At 68.7% G+C, this 21308-nt stretch carries 21 protein-coding genes; 15 read left to right on the plus strand and 6 right to left on the minus strand.

Features of this window, described 5'->3' with window-relative positions:
• Positions 1-26 precede the first annotated feature (26 nt).
• Complete coding sequence (locus DDE10_RS18130; protein WP_114954202.1) at positions 27-413, plus strand: hypothetical protein; 387 nt, start codon at positions 27-29, stop codon at positions 411-413.
• Positions 414-515: 102 nt separating this feature from the next.
• A complete protein-coding gene (locus DDE10_RS18135; RefSeq protein WP_114954282.1) occupies positions 516-1586 on the plus strand; it encodes a sigma-54 interaction domain-containing protein in 1071 nt (356 codons plus the stop codon).
• A 363-nt stretch (positions 1587-1949) separates the two neighbouring features.
• Here DDE10_RS18135 and bfr read toward each other — a convergent pair whose 3' ends face one another.
• The 6 genes from bfr to DDE10_RS18165 form a co-directional block, all read right to left on the minus strand.
• The gene (gene bfr, locus DDE10_RS18140) at positions 1950-2429 is read right to left on the minus strand and encodes a bacterioferritin (RefSeq protein ID WP_114954203.1); all 480 of its coding nucleotides are present in this window, start codon (positions 2427-2429) and stop codon (positions 1950-1952) included.
• A gap of 99 nt (positions 2430-2528) precedes the next feature.
• The gene (locus tag DDE10_RS18145; RefSeq protein ID WP_114954204.1) at positions 2529-2699 is read right to left on the minus strand and encodes a (2Fe-2S)-binding protein; all 171 of its coding nucleotides are present in this window, start codon (positions 2697-2699) and stop codon (positions 2529-2531) included.
• A 63-nt stretch (positions 2700-2762) separates the two neighbouring features.
• Positions 2763-3170, minus strand: coding sequence for a hypothetical protein (locus tag DDE10_RS18150; protein WP_114954205.1), 408 nt, complete (start codon positions 3168-3170; stop codon positions 2763-2765).
• A gap of 219 nt (positions 3171-3389) precedes the next feature.
• Positions 3390-5609 carry a phosphoribosylformylglycinamidine synthase subunit PurL gene (purL, locus tag DDE10_RS18155; RefSeq protein ID WP_114954206.1) on the minus strand — a complete coding sequence of 740 codons (2220 nt, stop codon included), beginning with the start codon at positions 5607-5609 and terminating at the stop codon, positions 3390-3392.
• A 32-nt stretch (positions 5610-5641) separates the two neighbouring features.
• A complete protein-coding gene (locus DDE10_RS18160; RefSeq protein WP_162806715.1) occupies positions 5642-6070 on the minus strand; it encodes a hypothetical protein in 429 nt (142 codons plus the stop codon).
• Between the two features lie 118 nt (positions 6071-6188).
• Complete coding sequence (locus DDE10_RS18165; RefSeq protein ID WP_114954208.1) at positions 6189-6572, minus strand: hypothetical protein; 384 nt, start codon at positions 6570-6572, stop codon at positions 6189-6191.
• Positions 6573-6734: 162 nt separating this feature from the next.
• On the opposite strand from DDE10_RS18165, the gene DDE10_RS18170 reads away from it, so the two are divergent.
• The 13 genes from DDE10_RS18170 to murC all read left to right on the plus strand — a co-directional run bounded on the left by DDE10_RS18170 (position 6735) and on the right by murC (position 21304).
• The gene (locus DDE10_RS18170) at positions 6735-7010 is read left to right on the plus strand and encodes a hypothetical protein (protein WP_284734757.1); all 276 of its coding nucleotides are present in this window, start codon (positions 6735-6737) and stop codon (positions 7008-7010) included.
• Positions 6988-8298, plus strand: coding sequence for a Gldg family protein (locus DDE10_RS18175; RefSeq protein ID WP_114954209.1), 1311 nt, complete (start codon positions 6988-6990; stop codon positions 8296-8298). Before DDE10_RS18170 ends, DDE10_RS18175 begins: the two co-directional genes overlap by 23 nt.
• A gap of 332 nt (positions 8299-8630) precedes the next feature.
• Positions 8631-9044, plus strand: a complete 414-nt coding sequence (locus DDE10_RS18180) for a division/cell wall cluster transcriptional repressor MraZ (protein ID WP_162806716.1) — start codon at positions 8631-8633, stop codon at positions 9042-9044.
• On the plus strand, positions 9041-10012 hold the full coding sequence (gene rsmH, locus DDE10_RS18185) for a 16S rRNA (cytosine(1402)-N(4))-methyltransferase RsmH (protein WP_114954211.1): 972 nt from the start codon (positions 9041-9043) through the stop codon (positions 10010-10012). The genes DDE10_RS18180 and rsmH overlap by 4 nt, the downstream gene beginning before the upstream one ends.
• On the plus strand, positions 10009-10662 hold the full coding sequence (locus DDE10_RS18190) for a hypothetical protein (protein ID WP_114954212.1): 654 nt from the start codon (positions 10009-10011) through the stop codon (positions 10660-10662). The genes rsmH and DDE10_RS18190 overlap by 4 nt, the downstream gene beginning before the upstream one ends.
• Entirely contained in the window at positions 10662-12359 is a 1698-nt protein-coding gene (locus DDE10_RS18195) for a peptidoglycan D,D-transpeptidase FtsI family protein (RefSeq protein WP_114954213.1), read from the plus strand. Before DDE10_RS18190 ends, DDE10_RS18195 begins: the two co-directional genes overlap by 1 nt.
• On the plus strand, positions 12359-13774 hold the full coding sequence (locus DDE10_RS18200; protein ID WP_114954214.1) for a UDP-N-acetylmuramoyl-L-alanyl-D-glutamate--2,6-diaminopimelate ligase: 1416 nt from the start codon (positions 12359-12361) through the stop codon (positions 13772-13774). Before DDE10_RS18195 ends, DDE10_RS18200 begins: the two co-directional genes overlap by 1 nt.
• The gene (locus DDE10_RS18205; protein WP_114954283.1) at positions 13771-15153 is read left to right on the plus strand and encodes a UDP-N-acetylmuramoyl-tripeptide--D-alanyl-D-alanine ligase; all 1383 of its coding nucleotides are present in this window, start codon (positions 13771-13773) and stop codon (positions 15151-15153) included. The genes DDE10_RS18200 and DDE10_RS18205 overlap by 4 nt, the downstream gene beginning before the upstream one ends.
• Positions 15153-16223 (plus strand): phospho-N-acetylmuramoyl-pentapeptide-transferase, encoded by a 1071-nt coding sequence (mraY, locus tag DDE10_RS18210; protein ID WP_114954215.1) that lies wholly within the window; start codon positions 15153-15155, stop codon positions 16221-16223. The genes DDE10_RS18205 and mraY overlap by 1 nt, the downstream gene beginning before the upstream one ends.
• Positions 16220-17527 (plus strand): UDP-N-acetylmuramoyl-L-alanine--D-glutamate ligase, encoded by a 1308-nt coding sequence (gene murD / locus DDE10_RS18215; RefSeq protein ID WP_114954216.1) that lies wholly within the window; start codon positions 16220-16222, stop codon positions 17525-17527. The genes mraY and murD overlap by 4 nt, the downstream gene beginning before the upstream one ends.
• Positions 17524-18735 carry an FtsW/RodA/SpoVE family cell cycle protein gene (locus DDE10_RS18220; protein ID WP_114954217.1) on the plus strand — a complete coding sequence of 404 codons (1212 nt, stop codon included), beginning with the start codon at positions 17524-17526 and terminating at the stop codon, positions 18733-18735. The genes murD and DDE10_RS18220 overlap by 4 nt, the downstream gene beginning before the upstream one ends.
• Complete coding sequence (gene murG / locus DDE10_RS18225) at positions 18732-19895, plus strand: undecaprenyldiphospho-muramoylpentapeptide beta-N-acetylglucosaminyltransferase (protein ID WP_114954218.1); 1164 nt, start codon at positions 18732-18734, stop codon at positions 19893-19895. Before DDE10_RS18220 ends, murG begins: the two co-directional genes overlap by 4 nt.
• The gene (murC, locus tag DDE10_RS18230; RefSeq protein ID WP_114954219.1) at positions 19892-21304 is read left to right on the plus strand and encodes a UDP-N-acetylmuramate--L-alanine ligase; all 1413 of its coding nucleotides are present in this window, start codon (positions 19892-19894) and stop codon (positions 21302-21304) included. Before murG ends, murC begins: the two co-directional genes overlap by 4 nt.
• The last annotated feature ends 4 nt before the right edge of the window (positions 21305-21308 follow it).

Below are 21308 nucleotides of genomic sequence, written 5' to 3' on the forward strand. Positions count from 1 at the left end.
GGACACTGGAGGCGGAGGATCGCTTGATGCTTCAGAGGCTGCTCATGTGGACGCTGGACGATGAGGCGACGCCGGAGAGCCTGGGCGGCGAGGAGCGGCGGACCGAGGGACGCCACGACGTCCGCCGGACGATCTTGCCGATCAGGGATCGGCGGGTCCAGTCGGTCTTCCAGATCAAGGACATGTCCTGCCGAGGCGCCTCCGGGATCAGCGACATGCCGCTCGCGATCGGCTCGATCATCTTCCTTCAGCTGCGCAAGGGCCGGTACTGGGCGGCCGAAGTGCGCTGGGTGCGCAACGCATTGACCGGGCTGCGCTTCTTCAAGCCGCTGGACAGCGAGACACTGCACCGGCTGCTGCGCGGTCCGTCGGCCGCCACCGGCGGCGCCGCGCCGAGGAAGCGCCGCCGATAGACTTTACCTCGTCTTAACCATTACGCCCGAAAAACGACCTCACAGAAAAGATGTCCGGGGGGCGTGGGTGTTGGTCTTCTATCGCGCAGAATGCGCGTCCAGATGATGGCGACGACTGAGGCTTCGGCCGGTCTCGAGCGCGTCCTGATCGGCCGGAGCCCGGCCATCCGGGAACTGCGGCGTCTGATCGGTCAGGTCGCACCCAGCGGCGTGTCCGTGTTCGTCAACGGACCGTCGGGGAGCGGCAAGGAAGTCGTCGCCCGCGCGATCCACGAGCTCAGCGGCCGCAAAGGCGGCTCGTACGTCCCGGTCAATTGCGGGGCGATACCCCGCGAACTGCTCGAATCCGAGCTGTTCGGTCACGAGAAGGGCAGCTTCACCGGCGCCCACGCGCAGCGGCAGGGACGCTTCGAGGAAGCCGATGGCGGCAGCCTTTTCCTCGATGAGATCGGCGACATGCCGCACGACATGCAGGTAAAGCTGCTGCGCGTGCTCGAGGAGAAGGCGGTCCAGCGGGTTGGCGGTCGCGGTCAAATCGGGGTCGATGTCCGGATCATCTCGGCGACCCATCGCGACATAGACAAGGCGATCGAGGAGGACCGGTTCCGGGAGGACCTGTTCTACCGGCTCGCCGTCTTCCCGATCGAGATTCCCTCGCTCGCCGAACGCGCCGAGGACGTGCCCCTCCTTGTCGACCATTTCCTCGGCAAGGCCGGCGACCGCCCGCGCGCCCGCTTTTCGAATGACGCGCTCGACCGGCTGGTCGCTTACGGCTGGCCCGGCAATGTCCGCGAGCTGCGCAACGTCGTCGAGCGGGCCGACATCCTGTTTCCTGACCAGATGCTCGGCGGCGAGCAGGCCGAATTGCTGCTCGTTCGCCGCGGCCGGCTCAGCGCCGCCGAACGGGCGGCGCTGTGGCAGGCGAGCGAGCCGGCCGCGGAGGCGATCCCGGCCGCGGCTCGGATCGACGCGGAAGCCGCACCGTCGCCGCTGCTGCTCGATCCCGCGCGTGGCGTCGACCTCAGAACGGTGCTCGGCGAGATCGAGCGCCGCTATATCGAGCAGGCGCTCGACAGCTCCAGCGGCGTCGTCGCGGATGCCGCACGGCTGCTGTCCCTGCAGCGGACCACATTGATCGAGAAGATGCGGAAATACGACGTGCGCGCCGCCTGAGCGGCGCCGGCCTCGTCGCCCGCCCGCAAGGCGGCGCGGCCGCCCTCATCAACGTCGAGGGGTGCAACATTTGCCTCGAATGCGGCTATTCGCGCTGCGGATAAGGGGGAGCGGCCCGAGAAGGCGCGTGCGGGCCGGGCCCTCCTTCATCATCCCACCGAAATACCCGCCACTCGTCATCCCAGCGCAATGATCGGCGGCGCGCGGGCGCGTCGTGTCCCCCGGACACGACTGCGAAGATGCGGGGCACCTTCGCACCTGCGCGCGGCCCATCATGGGATCCCAGTGCCTTACGGCCGATGTCGAAAGGAAATGAGATCCTGGCTTTCGCCAGGATGACGGAGAGGGCCGAAAGGCCGTCTCTCAGTCCTCGGCCGGCTTCGAATTGAGCTGGATGTAGTTCTGAAGGCCCATCCGCTCGATCATGTCGAACTGCTTCTCGAGCATGTCGATATGCTCTTCCTCATTCTCGAGGATGTCGCTGAACAGATCGCGGCTGACATAGTCCCGAACGCTCTCGCAATGGGCGATCGCGTCCTTGAGCTGGCCGACCGCCTCGCGTTCCAGCTCGAGGTCGGCGCGCAGGATCTCCTCGACATTCTCGCCGATGCGCAGCCGGCCGAGCAGCTGGAAATTGGGCAGGCCCTCGAGGAACAGGATCCGCTCGGACAGCCGGTCCGCATGCTTCATCTCGTCGATCGATTCATGCCGCTCGAACTCGGCGAGGCGGCGGACGCCCCAATTGTCGAGCATCCGGTAGTGCAGCCAATATTGGTTGACGGCCGTCAGCTCGTTCTTGAGCGACTCGTTGAGATACTCGATGACCTTGTCGTCGCCCTTCATCCCGGGTCTCCTTTTCGCCTGCACGCCCCGATTAAACGCGTGCGCGGCAAAAAGGAACCTCAGAAAATGGCGGAAATCTGCGAAAAACTCGCGCTTCTGCTAGGCAGTCGCACGTTCCGAGGCGATCAATTCGCGTGCGAATGAGAAGCATTGGCCGCAGCGGGGCTTCCGCCCGCACGCCCGGTAGGCGCTGGTGGGGCAGGACGCACCCTCGCGCGCCGCCTGGCGCACCTGGGTCTCGCGAATCGCGTTACAGACACAAACGATCATGGCGATCGGAATTACCGATAATGCGACTAACTCGCAATAGGGATTCTTCCTGACGCGATCATCCTATCGCCGCTCGCGGCGGATCATCAGCTTGAGGCCCGACCACATGGCATCGACGGCGCAGACCTTGACGTCGACGAGGTCAGTGCCCGGCAGGATCACTTCGCGGATGCCGCCCTCGGTGATGTCGGTGGGCACCTTCGACGCCTTTTTCGGCCAGCTCACCCAGATGAAGCCGGAAGAGGCGAGCAGAGGGCGAAGCGTCGTCAGCTTCGCCTCCATGTCGGCGCGCGCGGTGACGAAGATGTGCGCGGCGTCGAGCGGCGCTGCCGGCGACGCCAGCTCGACGAGGCCGAGCGAGCCGAGCTCGTCGCGCACCGACCCCGGCATTCCGTCGAACCAGGCACGCAGCCCCGGCTTCAGCGACAGCTTCTTCGCCAGTGGCGTTCCCGAATATCCGGAGCTCGACATGTCCACTCCCGTCGTCCAGACGAAAATGTCTGTGGCAGACCAGAAAATCGGTCAAGGCGGCCGCTCAGCAGCCGCGGACTATCTTCCAGCTTTCATCGTCATCCCAGCGAAAGCTGGGATCTCAGTGCCTTGTGATCAGAAGGACAGGTGATCCTGGCTTTCGCCAGGATGACGGAGATGGGTTCGCCACACGCTCTTTTACGGAGATGAAGGAATATTCTACGCCACCGCCGGCTCGTTGCGCATCAAGGCAGGAAAGAAGCCCTGGTGCGCGCGGCGCAGGTCGTCGAGCAGCACCGCGGTGCGCGCTTCATGCTCGACGACGATCGCGTCGCCGCCGGTGCGGCCGATCACCGCCGCGAACAAGCCGTCGGCTCCCGCCTTCGCCATCACCGCGTCGGCATCGCGCGTCGTCACCGCGTACCGGCCCTGATCCTCGCCGAACAGGACAGGCGCGAGCGGGGCCGATGCCGGGACGCTGACCGTCGCGCCGACGCCGCCGGCGAGCGCCATCTCGGCCAGGGCGATGATGGCGCCGCCGTCCGCGCAATCGTGCACGGCGGTCACCTCGCCGCTGGCGATCAGCGCCCGGACCAGCTCGCCCGCCTTGCGTTCGACCGCCAGATCGACCGACGGCGGCGGACCTTCCTCGCGCCCGTGGCACTCGCGAAGCCAGAGCGACTGACCGATATGGCCGTTGGTGTGACCGATCAGGACGATCGTCTCTCCCTGGGCCTTGAACGCGATCGTCGCCGCCTTCGTCCAGTCGTCGATCAGGCCGACGCCGCCAATGGCGGGGGTGGGGAGGATGGCGCTGCCGGTGCCGTCCTCGTTCTTGGTCTCGTTGTAGAGCGAGACGTTGCCCGAGACGATCGGGAAGTCGAGCGCGGCGCAGGCCTCTGCCATGCCCTCGATGCAGCCGACGAACTGGCCCATGATCTCGGGCCGCTGCGGATTGCCGAAATTCATGCAGTCGGTGGCGGCGAGCGGCCGGGCGCCGACCGCGCACAGATTGCGCCAGGCTTCGGCGATCGCCTGCTTGCCGCCCTCGTAGGGATCGGCCCTGCAGTAGCGCGGGGTGCAGTCGGTGGTGATCGCCAGCGCCTTGTCGGCGCCGTGGACGCGGACGACCGCGGCATCGCCGCCCGGCGGCTGCACGGTGTCGGCGCCGACCTTATAGTCATATTGCTCCCAGATCCATCGCCGGCTGGCGAGGTCGGGCGAGGCCATCAGCTTGAGCAGGTCGGCGGCGATGTCGGTTGATTGCGGGACGTCGGCGAACGGCGCCGGCGGCTCGGTCTTCACGTATGGCCGCTCGTAGCAGGGCGCGTCGTCGCCGAGCGGCCCCAGCGGGATGTCGGCGGCGGTCTCGCCCTGCCATTTGAGCACCAGCCGCCCGGTGTCGGTGACCCGGCCGATCACGGCGAAATCGAGCTCCCATTTGCGGAAGATCGCCTCGGCCTCGGCCTCGCGGCCGGGCTTCAGCACCATCAGCATCCGCTCCTGGCTCTCGGAGAGCATCATCTCGTAGGGCGTCATCCCCTCCTCACGGCAGGGAACGGCATCCATGTCGAGCTCGAGGCCGACGCCGCCCTTGGACGCCATCTCGACCGAGGAGGAGGTGAGCCCGGCGGCGCCCATGTCCTGGATGGCGACGATCGCGTCCGAGGCCATGAGTTCCAGACAAGCCTCGATCAGCAATTTCTCGGTGAAGGGGTCGCCGACCTGCACCGTCGGCCGCTTCTCCTCCGAATCCTCGGAGAAGTCGGCCGAGGCCATGGTCGCGCCGTGAATGCCGTCGCGGCCGGTCTTGGAGCCTACATAGACGACCGGATTGCCGATGCCGGCGGCCGCCGAATAGAAGATCTTGTCGGTCTGGGCGATGCCCACGGTCATCGCGTTGACCAGGATGTTGCCGTCATAAGCGGGGTGGAAGTTCACCTCGCCGCCGACCGTCGGCACGCCGACGCAATTGCCGTAGCCGCCGATCCCGGAAACCACGCCGGCGATGAGGTGGCGCATCTTCGGATGGTCGGGCCGGCCGAAGCGCAGCGCATTGAGGTTCGCCACGGGCCGCGCGCCCATGGTGAAGACGTCGCGCAGGATGCCGCCGACGCCGGTCGCGGCGCCCTGATAGGGCTCGATGTAGGAAGGATGGTTGTGGCTCTCCATCTTGAAGATGACGGCCTCGCCATCGCCGATGTCGACGACGCCGGCATTCTCGCCGGGACCCTGGATCACCCAGGGCGCCTGGGTCGGCAGCTTCTTCAGGTGGACCCGCGAGCTCTTGTACGAGCAATGCTCCGACCACATGACGGAGAAGATGCCGAGCTCGGTCAGGTTCGGCTCGCGCCCCATGGCATGGAGCACGCGCTGATATTCCTCGTCGGTGAAGCCGTGCTCGGCGACGATCTCGGGACTGATCTGGGATTCGGCCATGGCGGGCGCATAGCGGCGCGCCCTTCGCTCGCCTAGCCCACCGCCTTCCTTGGTTCCGAGGACCGCCGGTGGAGGCAGGCCCGGCGGTGGATGATGTGAGCGATCGTGAGCAGGTCGGGCATTCCGTCGTTCCGGACCTCCATTGGCAAATCGATCGACTCGCCGCTGTGGAGGGTCACAGTTAGCGGTTCGCTCGTGCCAGACGGCCTTGCGGCTTTTGCTCGCCTGATATTCTGCAGATTGTAGTAGCCGCCATCCGAGATCTGCTCATAAGGGATGAAGCGCTCGCTTCCTCCCGGCTCCAGCAGGATTCCGTCGCGACAAAGCGCGAACGGAGTCTCCCCCGAACGCAGACGGTAGGTGGCCAGCACTTCGTGAGCTGCTGAAGCACCGCCAGCTTCGAGGCCGGTCTCATACCGAAGCATCCATCTCACGACAGGATCCGGATCGTCCTTGGTCACGTTGCTACCGTTAGCACAACCACGTCATGTCCCGACTGGTTAGGTTCGCAATGTGCGCCGACATGAAAAGGGCCGGCCCCGTCGGAGCCGGCCCTGGTGAGGGTGGATCAGGAAAAGCTCAGGTATGGCAGGTCTGCGTGCCCTTGTCCGGCGCGGTGAACTGGATCTCGTCCGCGTTCGCGCTGACCGAGTAGCCTTCGGCGGTGAAGGGCGGATTGCCGCCCTCGGCGGTGAGGGTGGCGACCGGCGGCTGGCCGCGCTCGGTGCGGACGGCGGCCGTGTTGTTGGTGTAGAAGTCGATGAAGACCAGGCTGTTGTCGCGACACCGGAAGGTGCGGCTGTCCTGAATCATCGGCGGCGGCTCGACCGGCCCGGCGTTCTTCAACGCTTCGGCCATCGGGTCGTACTTGTTGATGGTGACGACCTCGGGCTCGCTGTTGCAGGCCGCGAGTGCGAAAACCGCCGCGACGGTGGCGGCGGCAAGGACATGGGTCTTTTGCATGGCGCTCCCCCTTCGCGAGCGCAGCAACGCTCGTCAAGCGCAACTTTGTGGCAAATTGTCGCCTGTCCCGCCAGCCTTTCGATCGGCAGCGGGCCGGGTTCGACAAAGTCCGCCGGCATGGTAGACTCGCGCGTCCGCCATGGGAAGGGAATGTCGCCGGGAATGCAGAGGGTACGGATCGGACTGACCGGACTCGCCTTCGTCTTCCTGGCCGTCATGCTGGCGATGGTGTTCACCCGCCAGCCGTCGGTCGAGGAACCGATCACGGCGAACCTGCTCGAGCAGCAGCGGACGGGTCAGCCCAGCGTCGGGTCGCCGGCGGAACCGGAGACGAGCCCTGCCGAGCCGCTCGCCGAACTCGGCGTCGCGCCGGGCAAGGCGGAGACGAACACGGCCGCGCCCGACGCTCAGCCTGTTGTCGAGCCGCCTCAGGACTGAGCCGTCGCACCTGCGCGGCGATCCGGCGGCGCTGGTCGCGGCGGCTTGTGCCTTTGCGGCGGCGGAGCTTGGCGCGGGCCTCCTGCTCGGAGGATTCTTCGCCCAGGGACGGGCGGAGGCGCTCCTCTTCCTCGCCTTTAGACCATGGCTGCTCCTGGCCGCCGCTGCTTTCGCCTCGCGCCTGCCCTGGCGCCGGAGCCTGGGCTTCTACCTTCTCGCTCTGGCCGTGGCCGGGACGGCCGAGGCCCTGCTCCTGCTCGCGCTCGGCGGAGTTCCGCTGGCGGAGAGCGTCCGCGGATGGGGCGCAGGCCTCGCCTTCGTCCTGATCTTCGATCTGCTGCTGCGTCTCGCGCGCAGGATCGCCGGGCGGTGGGCGGCGGCGGCGATGGCCATCGGCCTGGTCGTATTGCTGCTGATCGTCCCGGGCAGCCTGCGTCCCTACGAAAGGCTGGTGATCGGGGATACAGCGCCCGTCGCCGCCGCCGATCGGCCGCGGCTGCTGCTCATGACGGGCCTGCCGCTGATCTGGGGCGAGGCCGGTCCATTCGCTCCCGACAGCCGGCCGGCGGCCGCCTATGTCCAGCTCCAGCAGGAATTTGCGATAAGGCCGATCGACCATGTCGACGAGGCCGCGCTCGCCGGCGAGCGGCTGATGCTGCTGGCCCAGCCGCGAGGGCCCGAGCCCCGCGAGCTCGTGGCGCTGGACCGCTGGGTCGCCGAGGGCGGCCGCGTGCTGGTCCTCGCCGATACCGAACTCGCCTGGCCGAGCCGGCTTCCTCCTGGGGACAGCCGCCGACCGCCGTCCGCCACGGGGCTGGCGCCGCTGCTGCGCCATTGGGGGCTTCGACTCGACCGCTCCGCGCCGCGCTCGATCCGGTCGGAGCGCGTCGCCGATGGCGACAGGACGAGGCGGCTCGTCCTGCATTCGCCCGGGCGGTTCACCGCCTTGGACGAAGCTTGCCGCGTGGGACCGGAGGACTGGCTCGCCCGCTGCGGGATCGGCAAAGGCGAGGCGTGGATCGTCGCCGACGCCGACCTGCTTCGGGACGATCTTTGGGTCGGGCCAGGCCCGCGTGGCCCGGAGCGCCACGGCCGGAGCGCCGACAATCCGATCCTGGTCGCCGCATGGCTGGACTCGCTGGCCGGCCTCGAGCGCGAGCGGACCGCCTTGCCGGTCCACTGGCAGGACCCTGAGGCAAGTCCCGGGCTCGCCCTCCTGCTCGCGTCGTTCCCGGTAGCGGCGGGACTCGGACTGGCCGGGATTCTCCGTCGCCGCCGCCGGCTCTGAACTCACCGACTTATCCACAAGCTGGGCTGTCCGAACAAGGCTGGAACATGTCCGTGAACAAACCACGAATATCCAGGGCTATCCCATGTGATCCCCATAAAAACCCATAAGACGGCATGAAATCCCCTTCCAATCCCACGCCTTTTCGGTTATCCACCGCGGCTGATTAGGGGCATTTCCTGTTCAGCCGCGGATGAGACGTGGGCGCGCCGAGACGCGCGTCCGTGAACGGGGAAGGCCTGTGTGCGTTAGGGCAGGGCCTTCGGGTGGAACTTGAGCATCTCTTCAATGGAAGCGCGCTCAACGCGGTCGACGCCAAGGGGCGTTTGTCCGTGCCTGCCTTCATTCGCTCGGTGATCGAGCGCCGCTCGGACGCGAAGGCGATCATCCTCGGCGCCCACGAGGTCGACCCCTGCCTCACCGCCTATGATCGCAACTATGCGCGTAATCTCTATGCCGAGAACGAGCGCCGCCGCCTCAACGAGGAGGCGGCGGATCCGCAGGCGCATTTCGCCCGCGCCCGCCGCACCTTCGGCATCACCGAAGAGGTTCCCTACGACAGCAGCGGCCGCATCATCCTGCCCCCGATGATGCGCCGCAAAGGCCAGATCGAGGACCTTGCCTTGTTCGTCGGAGTCGGCGGAACGTTCGAGATCTGGAATCCCCGCCTGGCGCTCGAGAGCGGCGACTCGGACCTGCGCGAGCTCGCTGCCTATCGGCTCGAGGAGAGGGGTGTCGCGCCATGACCGCCTCGGCCTCGCCCCATCATGTCCCCGTCCTCCTGAACGAGGTCGTCGAGGCGCTCGCCATTGCCCCTGGCGAGACCCATGTCGACGGCACGTTCGGCGCGGGCGGCTACAGCCGAGCCATACTCGAAAAGGGGGCGGCGCGCGTCTTCGCCTTTGATCGCGATCCCGAGGCGATCCAGTGGGGCGAAGCGCTCGTCGCTTCGAGCGGGGAGCGCCTGACGCTTGTTCCGGAGCGTTTTTCCCGGATGCGTCAGGCGCTTGCCGACCGCGGCGTCGACGCGGTCGACGGCGTCACGCTCGACATCGGCGTCTCCTCGATGCAGCTCGACCGGGCCGAGCGCGGCTTCTCCTTCCAGGTGGACGCGCCGCTCGACATGCGCATGTCCGGCGAGGGCGAGAGCGCTGCCGAATTCCTGAACCAGGCCGACGAGGCCGAGATAGCCGACATCCTCTTCCATTATGGCGAGGAGCTTAAGGCGCGCCGCATCGCCCGCGCGATCGTCGCCGCCCGCCCGATCGAGCGGACCGGACAGCTGGCCGAGATCGTGCGTAAGGCGGTCGGCCACCGTCCGGGCGCGAAGAAGGACCCGGCGACCCGCACGTTCCAGGCGATACGCATCTATATTAACCAAGAACTCGACGAGCTCGAGGGCGGGCTGGCGGCCGCCGAACAGGTGCTTGCACCCGGCGGCCGCCTAGCCGTGGTCACTTTCCACAGTCTCGAGGATCGGATCGTCAAACGTTTCCTGAAAGCCCGCAGTGGCGCCCTGCCGGCAGGCTCGCGCCATCTGCCCGAGGCGAGGGCGTCCGGCCCGGCGGCCACGTTCGAAGCGGTCGCAAAGCCGGTCCGGCCCGGGGAGGCGGAAGTCGCCGCCAATCCGAGGGCCCGTTCCGCCACCCTGCGCGCCGCGCATCGCACGGTCGCTCCCGCCTGGTTCAGTTCGAAGGAAGGATCGCCGAAGTGATCGTCAGCGGATTCAAGCCCGTCGGTTGGGTGGCCGGCATCGGAGCGGCCGCCTTGTGCTGTTACATGCTGTCGCTCCAGGTCGCCTCCGAGCGGAGCGAGCTCGCCTCGCTCGAACGGCAGATCGTCCACACCCGCCAGGAAATAAGATCGCTGCAGACCGAGCTCGGCACGCGCGGCCGGCTCCAGCAGCTCGAGCAATGGAATGCCGAGGTGTTGGCCCTTTCGGCGCCGGTGGCCGACCAGTTCCTGGAAAGCAATGTCAGCCTTGCCCGCTTCGACGTGCAGCAGCCGTCGCTCGATGATCGGGCGCGGCTGCGTATGGCCGCCGCCGACACCGCCCAGCCTCCGGCGGCGCCTGCTGCGCCGGCAGCCGCGCCGACAGCGCAGCCGGCCTTGAGGCTCGCCTCGGCTCCCGTCGCCGTCCAGAACGGGACCGCCTCTCCGACGCGTCCGCTCGTCCGCCGCGCCAGCCTCGTCGTCGATCCCGCGCCCGCGCCCGCGCCGCCGCCGGCTCCCACGCCGGCCCGTTCGGCCTCGCGCCCCGCCGCTCCGGCCGACAGCGGCGCTTCGCCCCTGCTCGACGACTCGACCCTGCGCGACCTCGGCGCCCAGTCGCGCTCCGAACGCGGCGGAGGCGCCCGCAACTGATGGCCACGCTTGCCGCCCATGCCGCCGGGCCTCTTCCTTATCGTGACGAGGACAGCGACGGGCTTTCCCTGACCTATCACCGGCTGATGCTGGTGCTGCTGCTGTTCGCCGGCGTCACCGCGCTCGTCGTGCTGCGGCTCGCTTATCTGCAGGTCTCCACCGATCGCTCCGGCGTCGCCGCGATCGGCAATCCGCTGATCCCGCCGCGGGCGGACATCGTCGATCGCAACGGCGTGCCCCTGGCCCGCACCATCGATGCCTGGTCCATCGGTGTGCATCCGCGCCGCGTCATCGGCGACAAGGCCGCGCTCGCGGCGCGCCTCGCCGAGCTGATGCCGGAGCGGAGCACCGCCCACTATCTCGCCTTGCTCAACGCCGACAGCAATTACCGCTATCTGGCCCGCCGCGCCGTGCCGGAGCTGGTCGCCGCGGTGAACGCGATCGGCGAGCCGGCGATCGTCTTCAACCGGGAGCCCGAGCGGCTCTATCCGCAGACCGCCTTGGCCGGCCACATCCTCGGCTGGACCGACTTTGACGGGCGCGGCGTTGCCGGCATGGAGCGGGTGCTCGACGGGCGGCTGACGGACCAGGCCCTGCGCGGGCAGCCGGTGGCGCTGTCCATCGACAGCAGGGTCCAGTCGACGATGGAAAGCGAGCTGGCTGCCGCGGTTGCGGCGCAGAGCGCCGAGGGCGGCACGGGCATCGTCCTCGACGTCCAGACCGGCGAGATCGTGGCCATGGCTTCGGCGCCGACCTTCAACCCCAATGCCGCCGGGCGCTCCGATCCGAGCGCGCTCTACAATCGCGCGACGATGGGCGTCTACGAGCTCGGTTCCGTGTTCAAGCCGATCACCGTCGCGGCCGCGCTCGAAGCAGGCGTCGTCACCTCCATGGCCCAGCGCTGGGACGCCGGCTCGCCCGTCGCCATCGGCCGGTTCCGGATCAGCGACGATCATCCGCTCGGCCGTGCCATCACCGTCCCCGAACTGCTGATCCACTCCTCGAACATCGCGACGGCGCGGATCGCCGACCAGATGGGGCCGGAGCGGATGCAGGCGGCCTTCCGGGGGTTGGGCTTCGACCAGGCCCCCCCGATCGAGCTCAACGAGCGCGCGCGCCCGCTCTGGCCGCGCGATTGGGGCCGGGCGACGGTGCTCACCAGCGGCTTCGGCCACGGCATCGCGGTGACGCCGCTCCATCTCGCCAGCGCCTATGCGGCTCTGGTCAATGGCGGCATCTGGCGCCCCGCGACCCTGATGCGGCTGGAGCCCGCCGCCGTCCCCGACGGCCGGCGCGTCTTTTCGGAGGCGACCAGCCACCGGATGCGCCAGCTGCTCCGGATGATCGTCACCCACGGCACCGGCCGTCGTGCCGACGCGCCGGGTTTCCGCATCGGCGGGAAGACCGGCACCGCCGAGAAAGTGTCGTCGACCGGGGGATATTCCCGCCGCCTGAACGTTTCCACCTTTGCCGCGGCCTTTCCGATGGATCGGCCGCGATATGTGGTGGTGGTGATGATGGACGCGCCCAGGGGCAATGCAGAGACTTTCGGCCTGACCACCGCGGCCTGGACGGCGGCACCGGTCGTGAAGAGCGTCATCGCCCGCACCGGGCCGCTGCTCGGCATCATCCCCGACGACAATCGGGACATCGACACTTCGGAGCTGCTGCCGCTCGTCGGCGGTTCGGGGCACTGATGCGACTGGGTGCGCTGACCGGCAGCGACGACAACATTCCCGTCACCGGCTTCGCGATCGACCACCGCAAAGTGGCGCCCGGCACCGTGTTCGGCGCCTTTCGCGGCACCCGGTTCAACGGCGAGGACTTCATCCCGGCGGCGGTCGCCGCGGGGGCGGTCGCCGTGGTGGCGCGTCCCGAGGCGCCGGTCTCAGGCGCGGCCCACATTGCCGCGGAGGAGCCGCGACGCACCTTTGCCGAACTCGCCGCGCGCTTCTTCAAGCCCTTCCCGCAGGTCGTCGTCGCGGTCACCGGCACCAATGGGAAGACCTCCAACGTCGAGCTCTGCCGGCAATTGTGGCGGATGGCCGGACATCCCTCCGCGAGCATCGGCACGCTCGGGGTCACCACGGCCGACGACCAGGTGACCACCGGCCTCACCACGCCGGACATCGTCACCTTCCTGTCGAACATGGCGGGGCTCGAGCGTATGGGGATCAGCCATGCCGCCTTCGAGGCGTCGAGCCACGGCCTTGCCCAGTATCGGACCGAGGGGCTGCCGGTCCACGCCGCCGGCTTCACCAATTTCAGCCGCGATCATCTCGACTACCACCTCACCATGGACGCCTATTTCGAGGCGAAGATGCGGCTGTTCGGCGAGGTCGTCGAGCCGGACGGCATCGCCGTCGTCTGGGCCGACGACGCCAAGTCGGACGAGGTGGTGCGGCGCTGCCGGGAGCGCGGGCTCGAGGTGATGACCGTCGGCCGCGCCGGCGAGACCCTGAGGCTGGTCTCGCGCGAGACCAGCGAGCTCGGACAGAAGCTGGTCCTCGAGATGGAAGGCCGGACCCACAAGGTGACGCTGGCGCTGATCGGCGCCTATCAGGCCGCCAACGCCCTGACCGCCGCGGGACTGGTGATCGCCACCGGCGGCGATGTCGAGCGGACCCTCGCCAATCTCGGGCGGGTCCATCCGGTCCGCGGCCGGCTCGAGCGCGCGGTGATCACGCGCGCCGGCGCCCCCGTCTATGTCGACTATGCCCACACGCCCGACGCGATCGAGTCCGCGATCGAGGCGCTGCGGCCGCACGCCCGGTCGCGGCTGATCACGGTCTTCGGCGCCGGCGGCGACCGCGACGTCGGCAAGCGCGCCGAGATGGGCGCGGTCGCGACGCGGCTCTCGGACCTCGTCATCGTCACCGACGACAATCCCCGCAGCGAGGATCCCGCCGCCATCCGCCGCGATATCCTGGAAGGTGCGCCCGCGGCCGTCGAGGTAGCGGGGCGGCGGGAAGCGATCGAGGCGGCGATGGCCGAGGCCGGGCCCGGCGACATCATCCTGCTCGCCGGCAAGGGCCACGAGCAGGGTCAGATCGTCGGCGACATGGTCCTTCCCTTCGACGATGTCGTGGTGGCGCGGGAATGCGCGGCATGACCCCGCTCTGGACCTCCGAGGAGATCGCCCGGGCGGTCGGCGGCACCGCCCAGGGCGGCTTCGAGGCTGGCGGCGTGACCTTCGATTCGCGCGAGGTCGAACCCGGCGACCTGTTCATCGCGCTGCGCGGCGAGGCGACCGACGGCCACCGCTTCGTCAGTCAGGCCTTCGCGCGGGGCGCGGCCGGCGCGCTCGTTTCCGAGCCGGTCGAAGGCGCGCATGTCCGCGTCGCCGACACCGTGCAGGCGCTGGACGCGCTCGGCCGCGCAGCGCGCGAGCGCTCGTCCCAGGCACGGATCGTCGGCGTCACCGGCTCGGTCGGAAAGACCAGCACCAAGGAAGCCCTGTTCGCGGCGCTCGATCGCGGCTCGCCGGACCGGGTCCACCGGTCGCTTAAGAGCTACAACAATCATACCGGCGTGCCGCTCAGCCTCTCCCGGATGCCGCGCGAAACGCGCTACGGCCTCTTCGAGATGGGGATGAACCATGCCGGCGAGCTGTCGGCGCTGACCCGCCTGGTCCGGCCGCACGTCGCCTTGGTGACCACCGTCGCTTCCGCCCATCGCGAATTCTTCGCCAGCGAGGAGGCGATCGCCGATGCCAAGGGCGAGATCTTCTCGGGCCTGGAGCCGGACGGCGTCGCGATCATCCCGTTCGACAATCCCCACCGGGACCGTCTGATCGCGGCGGCCCGGCCGCATGCCGCGCGGATCGTCACCTTCGGCCTCGGCGAAGGCGCCGACGTGCGCGCCGGCTATGTCGTCCGCGGGCCCAAGGGAGGCACGATGGCGACCGCTCTCCTGCCCGAGGCCCAGCTCAGCTTCACCGTCGCCCAGCCGGGCGAGCATTGGGTGATGAACGCCTTGGCGGTGCTCGCGGTCGTCGAGGCCGTCGGCGGCGATCTCGCCGCGGCCGGGCTCGCCTTGGCCGATCTCGGCGGCCTCAAGGGTCGCGGCGAGCGCCTGCGGGTGCCGCTTGCCGATGGCGAGGCGTTGCTCATCGACGAAAGCTACAATGCCAATCCGGCCTCGATGACGGCGACGCTCAAGGTGCTCGGGGACGAGCCGGTGACGGGGCGGCGGATCGCGATTCTGGGTGCGATGCGCGAGCTCGGTGCCGAGACCGACGATTTCCATGCCGCCCTCGCCGGCCCCGTCGAGGCGGCGAAGGTCGACTTCGCCATTCTGGTCGGGCCCGAGATGGGGGCGCTTGCGAAAGCGCTTGGCCCCGGCACCGATTTGGCGCATGTGCCCGACACGGCGGCGGCCATCGAGCGCGCGCGCGAGGCGATCGGCCCCGGCGACGCGGTGCTCGTCAAGGGATCGAACTCCATCGGACTTGCCGCCCTCGTCGAGGCGCTGGCAGGCGGGGAGAGATAATGTTCCTGTGGATCGCAGAGCAGCTGGGCTTCCCGGGTCCGCTCAACATTTTCCGTTACATCACCTTCCGCGCCGGCGCCGCGACCGCGACCGCGCTGCTGCTCGGCCTGATCATCGGCCCGAAGTTCATCGGCTGGCTGAGGGTCCGTCAGGGCAAGGGCCAGCCGATCCGCGCCGACGGGCCGCAGACCCACCTTTCCAAGCGCGGCACGCCGACCATGGGCGGGCTGATGATCCTGACGTCGCTGACGGTGGCGATGCTGCTGTGGATGGACTTCGCCAATTCCTATTTGTGGGCCTGCCTGTTCATCACCGTCGGCTTCGGCGTGATCGGCTTCCTCGACGACTATGACAAGGTGAAGAAGAGCCACCACCAGGGCGTGTCGGGCCGCACCCGCCTGCTCGCCGAGTTCGTCGTCGCCGGCATCGGCTGCTCGATCATCACCTGGGGGGCGGGGACGGAGCTCTACATCCCCTTCTACAACGGGCCGGTGCTCGATCTCGGGCCGTTCTACATCCTGTTCGCCGCCTTCGTCGTCGTCGCGTTCGGCAATGCGGTCAACCTCACCGACGGCCTGGACGGGCTCGCGACCATGCCGGTGATCATCGCCGCGATGGCGTTCCTGCTCATCTGCTACCTGGTCGGCCGCGCCGATTATGCCGCCTATCTCGGCATCCCGCACGTGCCCGGCGCCGGCGACCTCACGGTCCTGTGCTCCGCGATGGTCGGGGCCGGCCTCGCCTTCCTATGGTTCAACGCGCCGCCGGCCGCCGTCTTCATGGGCGATACCGGCAGCCTCGCCCTCGGCGGCGCGCTCGGCGCGATCGCGGTGTCGACCCAGCACGAGATCGTGCTCGGGATCATCGGCGGCCTGTTCGTCGTCGAGGCGATGTCGGTGATCATCCAGGTCTTCGTCTACAAGCGCACCGGCCGACGGGTCTTCCGGATGGCGCCGATCCACCATCATTTCGAACAGCTCGGCTGGTCGGAGCCGACCGTGGTGATCCGCTTCTGGATCATCAGCTTCGTGCTCGCCATGGCGGGCCTGTCGACGCTGAAGCTGAGATGATCTCCAGCCCCGCCTTCTCCGGAAAGCGCTACGCCGTGCTCGGCCTTGCCCGATCGGGGCTGGCGACGGTGCGCTCGCTGCTTGCCAGCGGCGCCGCGGTGACCGCCTGGGACCAGAAGGAAGAGGCGCGGGCGCAAGTGCCGGCGGCGGGCGCCGGGGAGGATCTGGTCCTCGCCGATCCGCTCGCCATCGACCTCTCCGGCTATGACGGCATCGTCGTCTCGCCCGGAATTCCGCTCAACCGCCACCCGATCGCCGAGAAGGCGCGGCAGGCCGGCGTTCCGGTCATCGGCGACATCGAGCTGTTCGCCCTGGCGCGGCCTTCGCTGCCGCCGCACAAGGTTGTCGGAATCACCGGCACCAACGGCAAGTCGACGACGACGGCGCTCCTCCATCACATCCTGAAATCGGCCGGGGTCCCCAGCCTGATGGGCGGCAATATCGGCCTTCCGATCCTCGCCCAGGAGCCGTTGCCGGAGGGCGGCGTCTACGTCCTCGAGCTCAGCTCCTATCAGATCGACATCACCTTCAGCCTCGATTGCGAGGTGGCGGTGCTGCTCAACGTCACGCCCGACCATCTCGACCGCTACGACAGCTTCGAAGCCTATCGGGATTCCAAGAGCCGGCTGTTCGAGATGCAATCGGCCGGGCATGCTGCGCTCATCGGCGAGGATGACCCGGTCGCGGCCGAAGTCGCCGACGACCTCGTGAGAAGCGAGCGGCGCGCAGGCGTTCGCCGGTTCCGCCGGAATGCGATTCCCGATCTGTCGGGCTCGCCTGCGCTCCAGGGCCCGCACAATGCCCAGAATGCCGCGGCTGCGGCCATGGCCGCCGAGGCGCTCGGAATCCCGGCCGAGGCCATCGCCGAGGGCCTGCGCACCTATCCCGGCCTTCCGCACCGGATGGAGCTGGTCGGCGAGAGGAACGGCATCCGCTTCGTCAACGACAGCAAGGCGACCAATCCGGATTCCGCCGCGCCGGCGCTGGCCGCCTATCCGGCCATCCACTGGATCCTCGGCGGCCTGCCCAAGTCGGACGATCTCGGACCGTGCACGGCCCATCTCGATCATGTCCGCGCCGCCTACACGATCGGCGAGGCAGGCCCCACGTTCGCGCGCCTGCTGAAAAGCAGGATTCCGGTTATCGAATGCGAGCGATTGACCGAGGCGGTGCGGCGCGCGGCGGGGGCCGCGGCTCCGGGGGAAGTGGTCCTGCTGTCCCCGGCCTGCGCCTCCTTCGATCAGTTTCGCGATTATGAGGCGCGCGGCGAGGCCTTCCGCGCGGCGGTGGAGGCGCTGGCATGAGCATCGGGGGGGCGAGCCTCGGCACGGCTTCGAGCGGCGCCCGATCGGCGCGGCTGGGCCGTTCCGACATGAGCGCGGTCGGGCGCTGGTTCTGGGAAATCGACAAGCCCCTGCTGATCCTGGTGGCGGTGCTGATCTCGATCGGCCTCATCGCCGTCGCCGCCGCCTCGCCGGCGGCAGCGACCCGCTATTCGGGCGGCGACGTCAGCTTCGCGCCGCTCCATTATTTCTATCGCCAGCTGATCTGGACGATGCTCGCCGTCCCGGTGCTCATCGTCGTGTCGATGCTGCCCAAGCCGACGGCGCGGCGGCTTTCCTTGGTCGGCGCGGTCGTCTTCACCGGCCTGCTCTTCCTGGTGCCGGCTTTCGGTCAGGAAGTGAACGGAGCCCGCCGCTGGCTCGGCGTCGGCTTCACCCAGTTCCAGCCCTCCGAGTTCCTGAAGCCGCTCTACATCGTCGCCATCGCCTGGCTGCTCTCGCTCAAGGACAAGGATGCGTCGCTGCCGATGGTGCCGCTGACCGGCATCATCACCGCGCTGATCGCGCTCCTGCTCATGCAGCAGCCCAATTTCGGCGAGACGATCATCTTCGTGGCGATATGGGTGCTGCTGCTGGCGCTCTCCGGAGCCTCGCTTCGCTTCCTCGGCTTCCTCGGCGGCGCCGGGCTGGGCGCGGTGGTGCTCGCTTATTTCTTCTATCCGGTGGCGACCGCGCGCATCGACGGCTTCCTGTTCGCCGAAGGCGACAATTACCAGGTCGAGGCGGCCCTGCGGACCCTGACGGCCGGAGGCCTGTTCGGGGCGGGGCCGGGCGCCGGCACGCGCAAATTCTCCCTGCCCGAGCCGCATACCGACTATATCTTCTCGGTGATCGGCGAGGAGTTCGGCATCATCGCCTGCCTCGCCATCGCCATCCTCTATCTCACCATCGTCGCCCGCGTATTGATCCGGCTGCTGCACGAGGAGGACCGCTTCCTCGTCCTCGCCACCGGCGGCCTCGTCGCCCAGTTCGGGCTCCAGGCGCTGATCAACATGGCGGTGAACGTCAATCTCGCCCCGTCCAAGGGAATGACGCTGCCGTTCATCTCCTATGGCGGATCCTCGATGATCGCCTTGTCGATCGGCTTCGGACTGCTGCTCGCCTTCAGCCGGCGCAATCCCTATCTGCACCGCTCCCCCTATGTGGTGAAATGGAGCGGCCTCAAATGAGCCTGTCCCGGCACTATGTCCTCGCCGCCGGCGGCACCGGCGGCCATATGATGCCGGCCCATGCCTTGGCCGAGGAGCTGATGCGGCGCGGCCACCGCGTCGCCCTGGTCACCGACGATCGCGGCGCGCGCATCCCCGGCCTGTTCGACAAGGTGCAGGTGCACGTGCTGCCGGCGGGGCGCCTCAGCGGCGGGCCGCTCGGCTGGTGGCGCTCGGCGCGGGCCATCCTGACCGGACGGACGATGGCGCTTAGGCTCTACGAGACCTTCCGGCCGTCGGCGGTGATCGGCTTCGGCGGCTATCCCGCTTTTCCGGCCCTGCTCGCCGCCCGCCGCGATCGCATCCCGACCCTGATTCACGAGCAGAATGCCGTGCTCGGCCGGGTCAACCGCCTCGTCGCCGCGCGCGTGGACTCCATCGCCACCTCTTACGAGAAGGTCGACCGGGTCCCGTCATCGTCCCGCGACAAGGTCGACCATGTCGGCAATCCGGTTCGCGAGGAAGTGCTCGCGCTTCGCGACCAGCCCTTCCCGCCGCTCGGACCGGACGGCATCTTCCGCTTGCTGGTGATCGGCGGCAGCCAGGGTGCGTCGATCCTTTCCGAGGTCGTTCCGGAGGGGCTCGCCCTGCTGCCGGAGCATTTCCGGCGCCGCCTCCAGGTCACCCAGCAGTGCCGGGCGGAGGATATCGAGCGGGTCCGCGCCCGCTATGCCGCGCTCGCCATTCCGGCCGATCTCGCCACCTACATGCCCGATCTGCCCGAGCGCCTGTCCTGGTCCCATCTGGTGATCGCCCGCGCCGGCGCCTCGACCATCGCCGAGCTGACCGCTGCCGGCCGGCCGGCCATCCTCGTCCCTCTGCCGAGCGCGACCGACGATCACCAGACCGCCAATGCGCGGGAGATGGCCCGTTCGGGCGGCGCCCGCATGGTCCCGCAGTCGCGCTTCACGCCGATCGAGCTCGCCAAGCAGATGCAGAAGCTCGCGCTCGATCCCGACGCGCTCGCCAATGCCGCGGCCCGGGCGCGATCGGCGGGGAAGCCCGATGCGGCGCGGGCGCTGGCGGACCTGGTCGAAAGGATCGGGCGCCATCCCGGCGCGGATCCGCAATTCGTCCGCGACAACATTCTCCAGCCGCTTCCCGGCGGGGTGCCCGCGTGAAGGGTGTCGCGACCGACATCGGCACGATCCACTTCGTCGGCATCGGCGGGATCGGCATGTCCGGCATCGCCGAAGTCATGCACATATTGGGCTATCGCGTGCAGGGATCGGACGTCGCCGACTCCTATGTCGTCGAAGCCTTGCGCGAGCGCGGCATCCCGGTGGCGATCGGGCATGAGGCCGGCAATCTCGGCGAGGCCGCGGTCGTGGTCGTCTCGACCGCGGTGAAGAAGGACAATCCCGAGGTCCAGGCGGCCTATGAGCGGCGCATTCCGGTGGTGCGCCGCGCCGAGATGCTCGCCGAGCTGATGCGGCTCAAATCGACGGTCGCGGTCGCGGGCACCCACGGCAAGACCACCACCACCTCGATGATCGCCGCCCTGCTCGACGCCGGCGGCATCGATCCGACCGTCATCAACGGCGGCATCATCAACGCCTACGGCTCCAATGCGCGGCTCGGCAGCTCCGACTGGATGGTGGTCGAGGCCGACGAGAGCGACGGCAGCTTCCTCCGCCTCGACGGAACCGTGGCGGTCGTCACCAACATCGATCCCGAGCATCTCGACCATTATGGCTCGTTCGACGCGGTCAAGGACGCCTATGTCGAGTTCGTCGAGAACGTGCCCTTCTACGGCGCCGCCTTGCTCTGCGTCGATCATCCCGAGGTCCAGTCGATCATCCCGCGGCTGAGGGATCGCCGCGTCGTCACCTACGGCTTCGCCGCGCAAGCCGACATTCGCGGCGAGAACGTCACCCCGGTCGCCGGCGGCAACCGCTTCGACGTGTCGGTCCGCGACCGCGCCGGCCAGGTCCGCACCATCTCCGGGATCGAGCTGCCCATGCCGGGCCGGCACAACGTCCAGAACGCGCTCGCGGCGATCGGCGTCGCCGCCGAGCTCGGCATCTCCGACGACCGCATCGCCCAGGGCTTCGGCCGCTTCCACGGCGTCAAGCGGCGCTTCACCAAGGTCGGCGAGGTGGACGGGGTCACCGTCATCGACGATTACGGCCATCACCCCGTCGAGATCAGGGCGGTCCTGTCGGCGGCGCGCGAGGCCGCCTCGGGCCGGGTCATCGCCGTCGTCCAGCCGCACCGCTACACCCGCCTCGCCAATCTGATGGAGGACTTCCAGAGCGCGTTCAACGATGCCGATTTCGTGCTCGTCGCGCCGGTCTATGCGGCCGGCGAGGCGCCGATCGAGGGGGTCGACCACGAGGCGCTCGTCGAGGGTCTGAAGGAACGCGGCCATCTCGGCGCGCAGGCCGTCGCCGATGCCGACGCGGTCTGCCGGCTGCTGCGCGATCTCGCCGCGCCGGGCGACATGGTCATCTGCCTGGGCGCCGGCGACATCACCAAATGGGCGGCGGGGCTGGCCGACGGCATCGCCAAAGCAAGGGCCAGCCGGTGAGCGC

Source organism: Sphingosinicella terrae (assembly GCF_003347635.1).
GTDB classification, from domain to species: domain Bacteria; phylum Pseudomonadota; class Alphaproteobacteria; order Sphingomonadales; family Sphingomonadaceae; genus Allosphingosinicella; species Allosphingosinicella terrae.

Excerpts from the sequence above, each read along its gene's own strand:
- DDE10_RS18150 (WP_114954205.1), bottom strand. The coding sequence starts at position 3,170 with ATGTCGAGCTCCGGATATTCGGGAACGCCACTGGCGAAGAAGCTGTCG.
- purL (WP_114954206.1), bottom strand. The coding sequence starts at position 5,609 with ATGGCCGAATCCCAGATCAGTCCCGAGATCGTCGCCGAGCACGGCTTC.
- mraY (WP_114954215.1), top strand. The coding sequence starts at position 15,153 with ATGTTCCTGTGGATCGCAGAGCAGCTGGGCTTCCCGGGTCCGCTCAAC.
- bfr (WP_114954203.1), bottom strand. The coding sequence starts at position 2,429 with ATGAAGGGCGACGACAAGGTCATCGAGTATCTCAACGAGTCGCTCAAG.
- DDE10_RS18135 (WP_114954282.1), top strand. The coding sequence starts at position 516 with ATGATGGCGACGACTGAGGCTTCGGCCGGTCTCGAGCGCGTCCTGATC.
- DDE10_RS18165 (WP_114954208.1), bottom strand. The coding sequence starts at position 6,572 with ATGCAAAAGACCCATGTCCTTGCCGCCGCCACCGTCGCGGCGGTTTTC.
- DDE10_RS18205 (WP_114954283.1), top strand. The coding sequence starts at position 13,771 with ATGACCCCGCTCTGGACCTCCGAGGAGATCGCCCGGGCGGTCGGCGGC.
- DDE10_RS18145 (WP_114954204.1), bottom strand. The coding sequence starts at position 2,699 with ATGATCGTTTGTGTCTGTAACGCGATTCGCGAGACCCAGGTGCGCCAG.
- DDE10_RS18195 (WP_114954213.1), top strand. The coding sequence starts at position 10,662 with ATGGCCACGCTTGCCGCCCATGCCGCCGGGCCTCTTCCTTATCGTGAC.
- murG (WP_114954218.1), top strand. The coding sequence starts at position 18,732 with ATGAGCCTGTCCCGGCACTATGTCCTCGCCGCCGGCGGCACCGGCGGC.
- DDE10_RS18220 (WP_114954217.1), top strand. The coding sequence starts at position 17,524 with ATGAGCATCGGGGGGGCGAGCCTCGGCACGGCTTCGAGCGGCGCCCGA.
- DDE10_RS18130 (WP_114954202.1), top strand. The coding sequence starts at position 27 with ATGCTTCAGAGGCTGCTCATGTGGACGCTGGACGATGAGGCGACGCCG.
- rsmH (WP_114954211.1), top strand. The coding sequence starts at position 9,041 with ATGACCGCCTCGGCCTCGCCCCATCATGTCCCCGTCCTCCTGAACGAG.
- murD (WP_114954216.1), top strand. The coding sequence starts at position 16,220 with ATGATCTCCAGCCCCGCCTTCTCCGGAAAGCGCTACGCCGTGCTCGGC.
- DDE10_RS18200 (WP_114954214.1), top strand. The coding sequence starts at position 12,359 with ATGCGACTGGGTGCGCTGACCGGCAGCGACGACAACATTCCCGTCACC.
- DDE10_RS18170 (WP_284734757.1), top strand. The coding sequence starts at position 6,735 with ATGCAGAGGGTACGGATCGGACTGACCGGACTCGCCTTCGTCTTCCTG.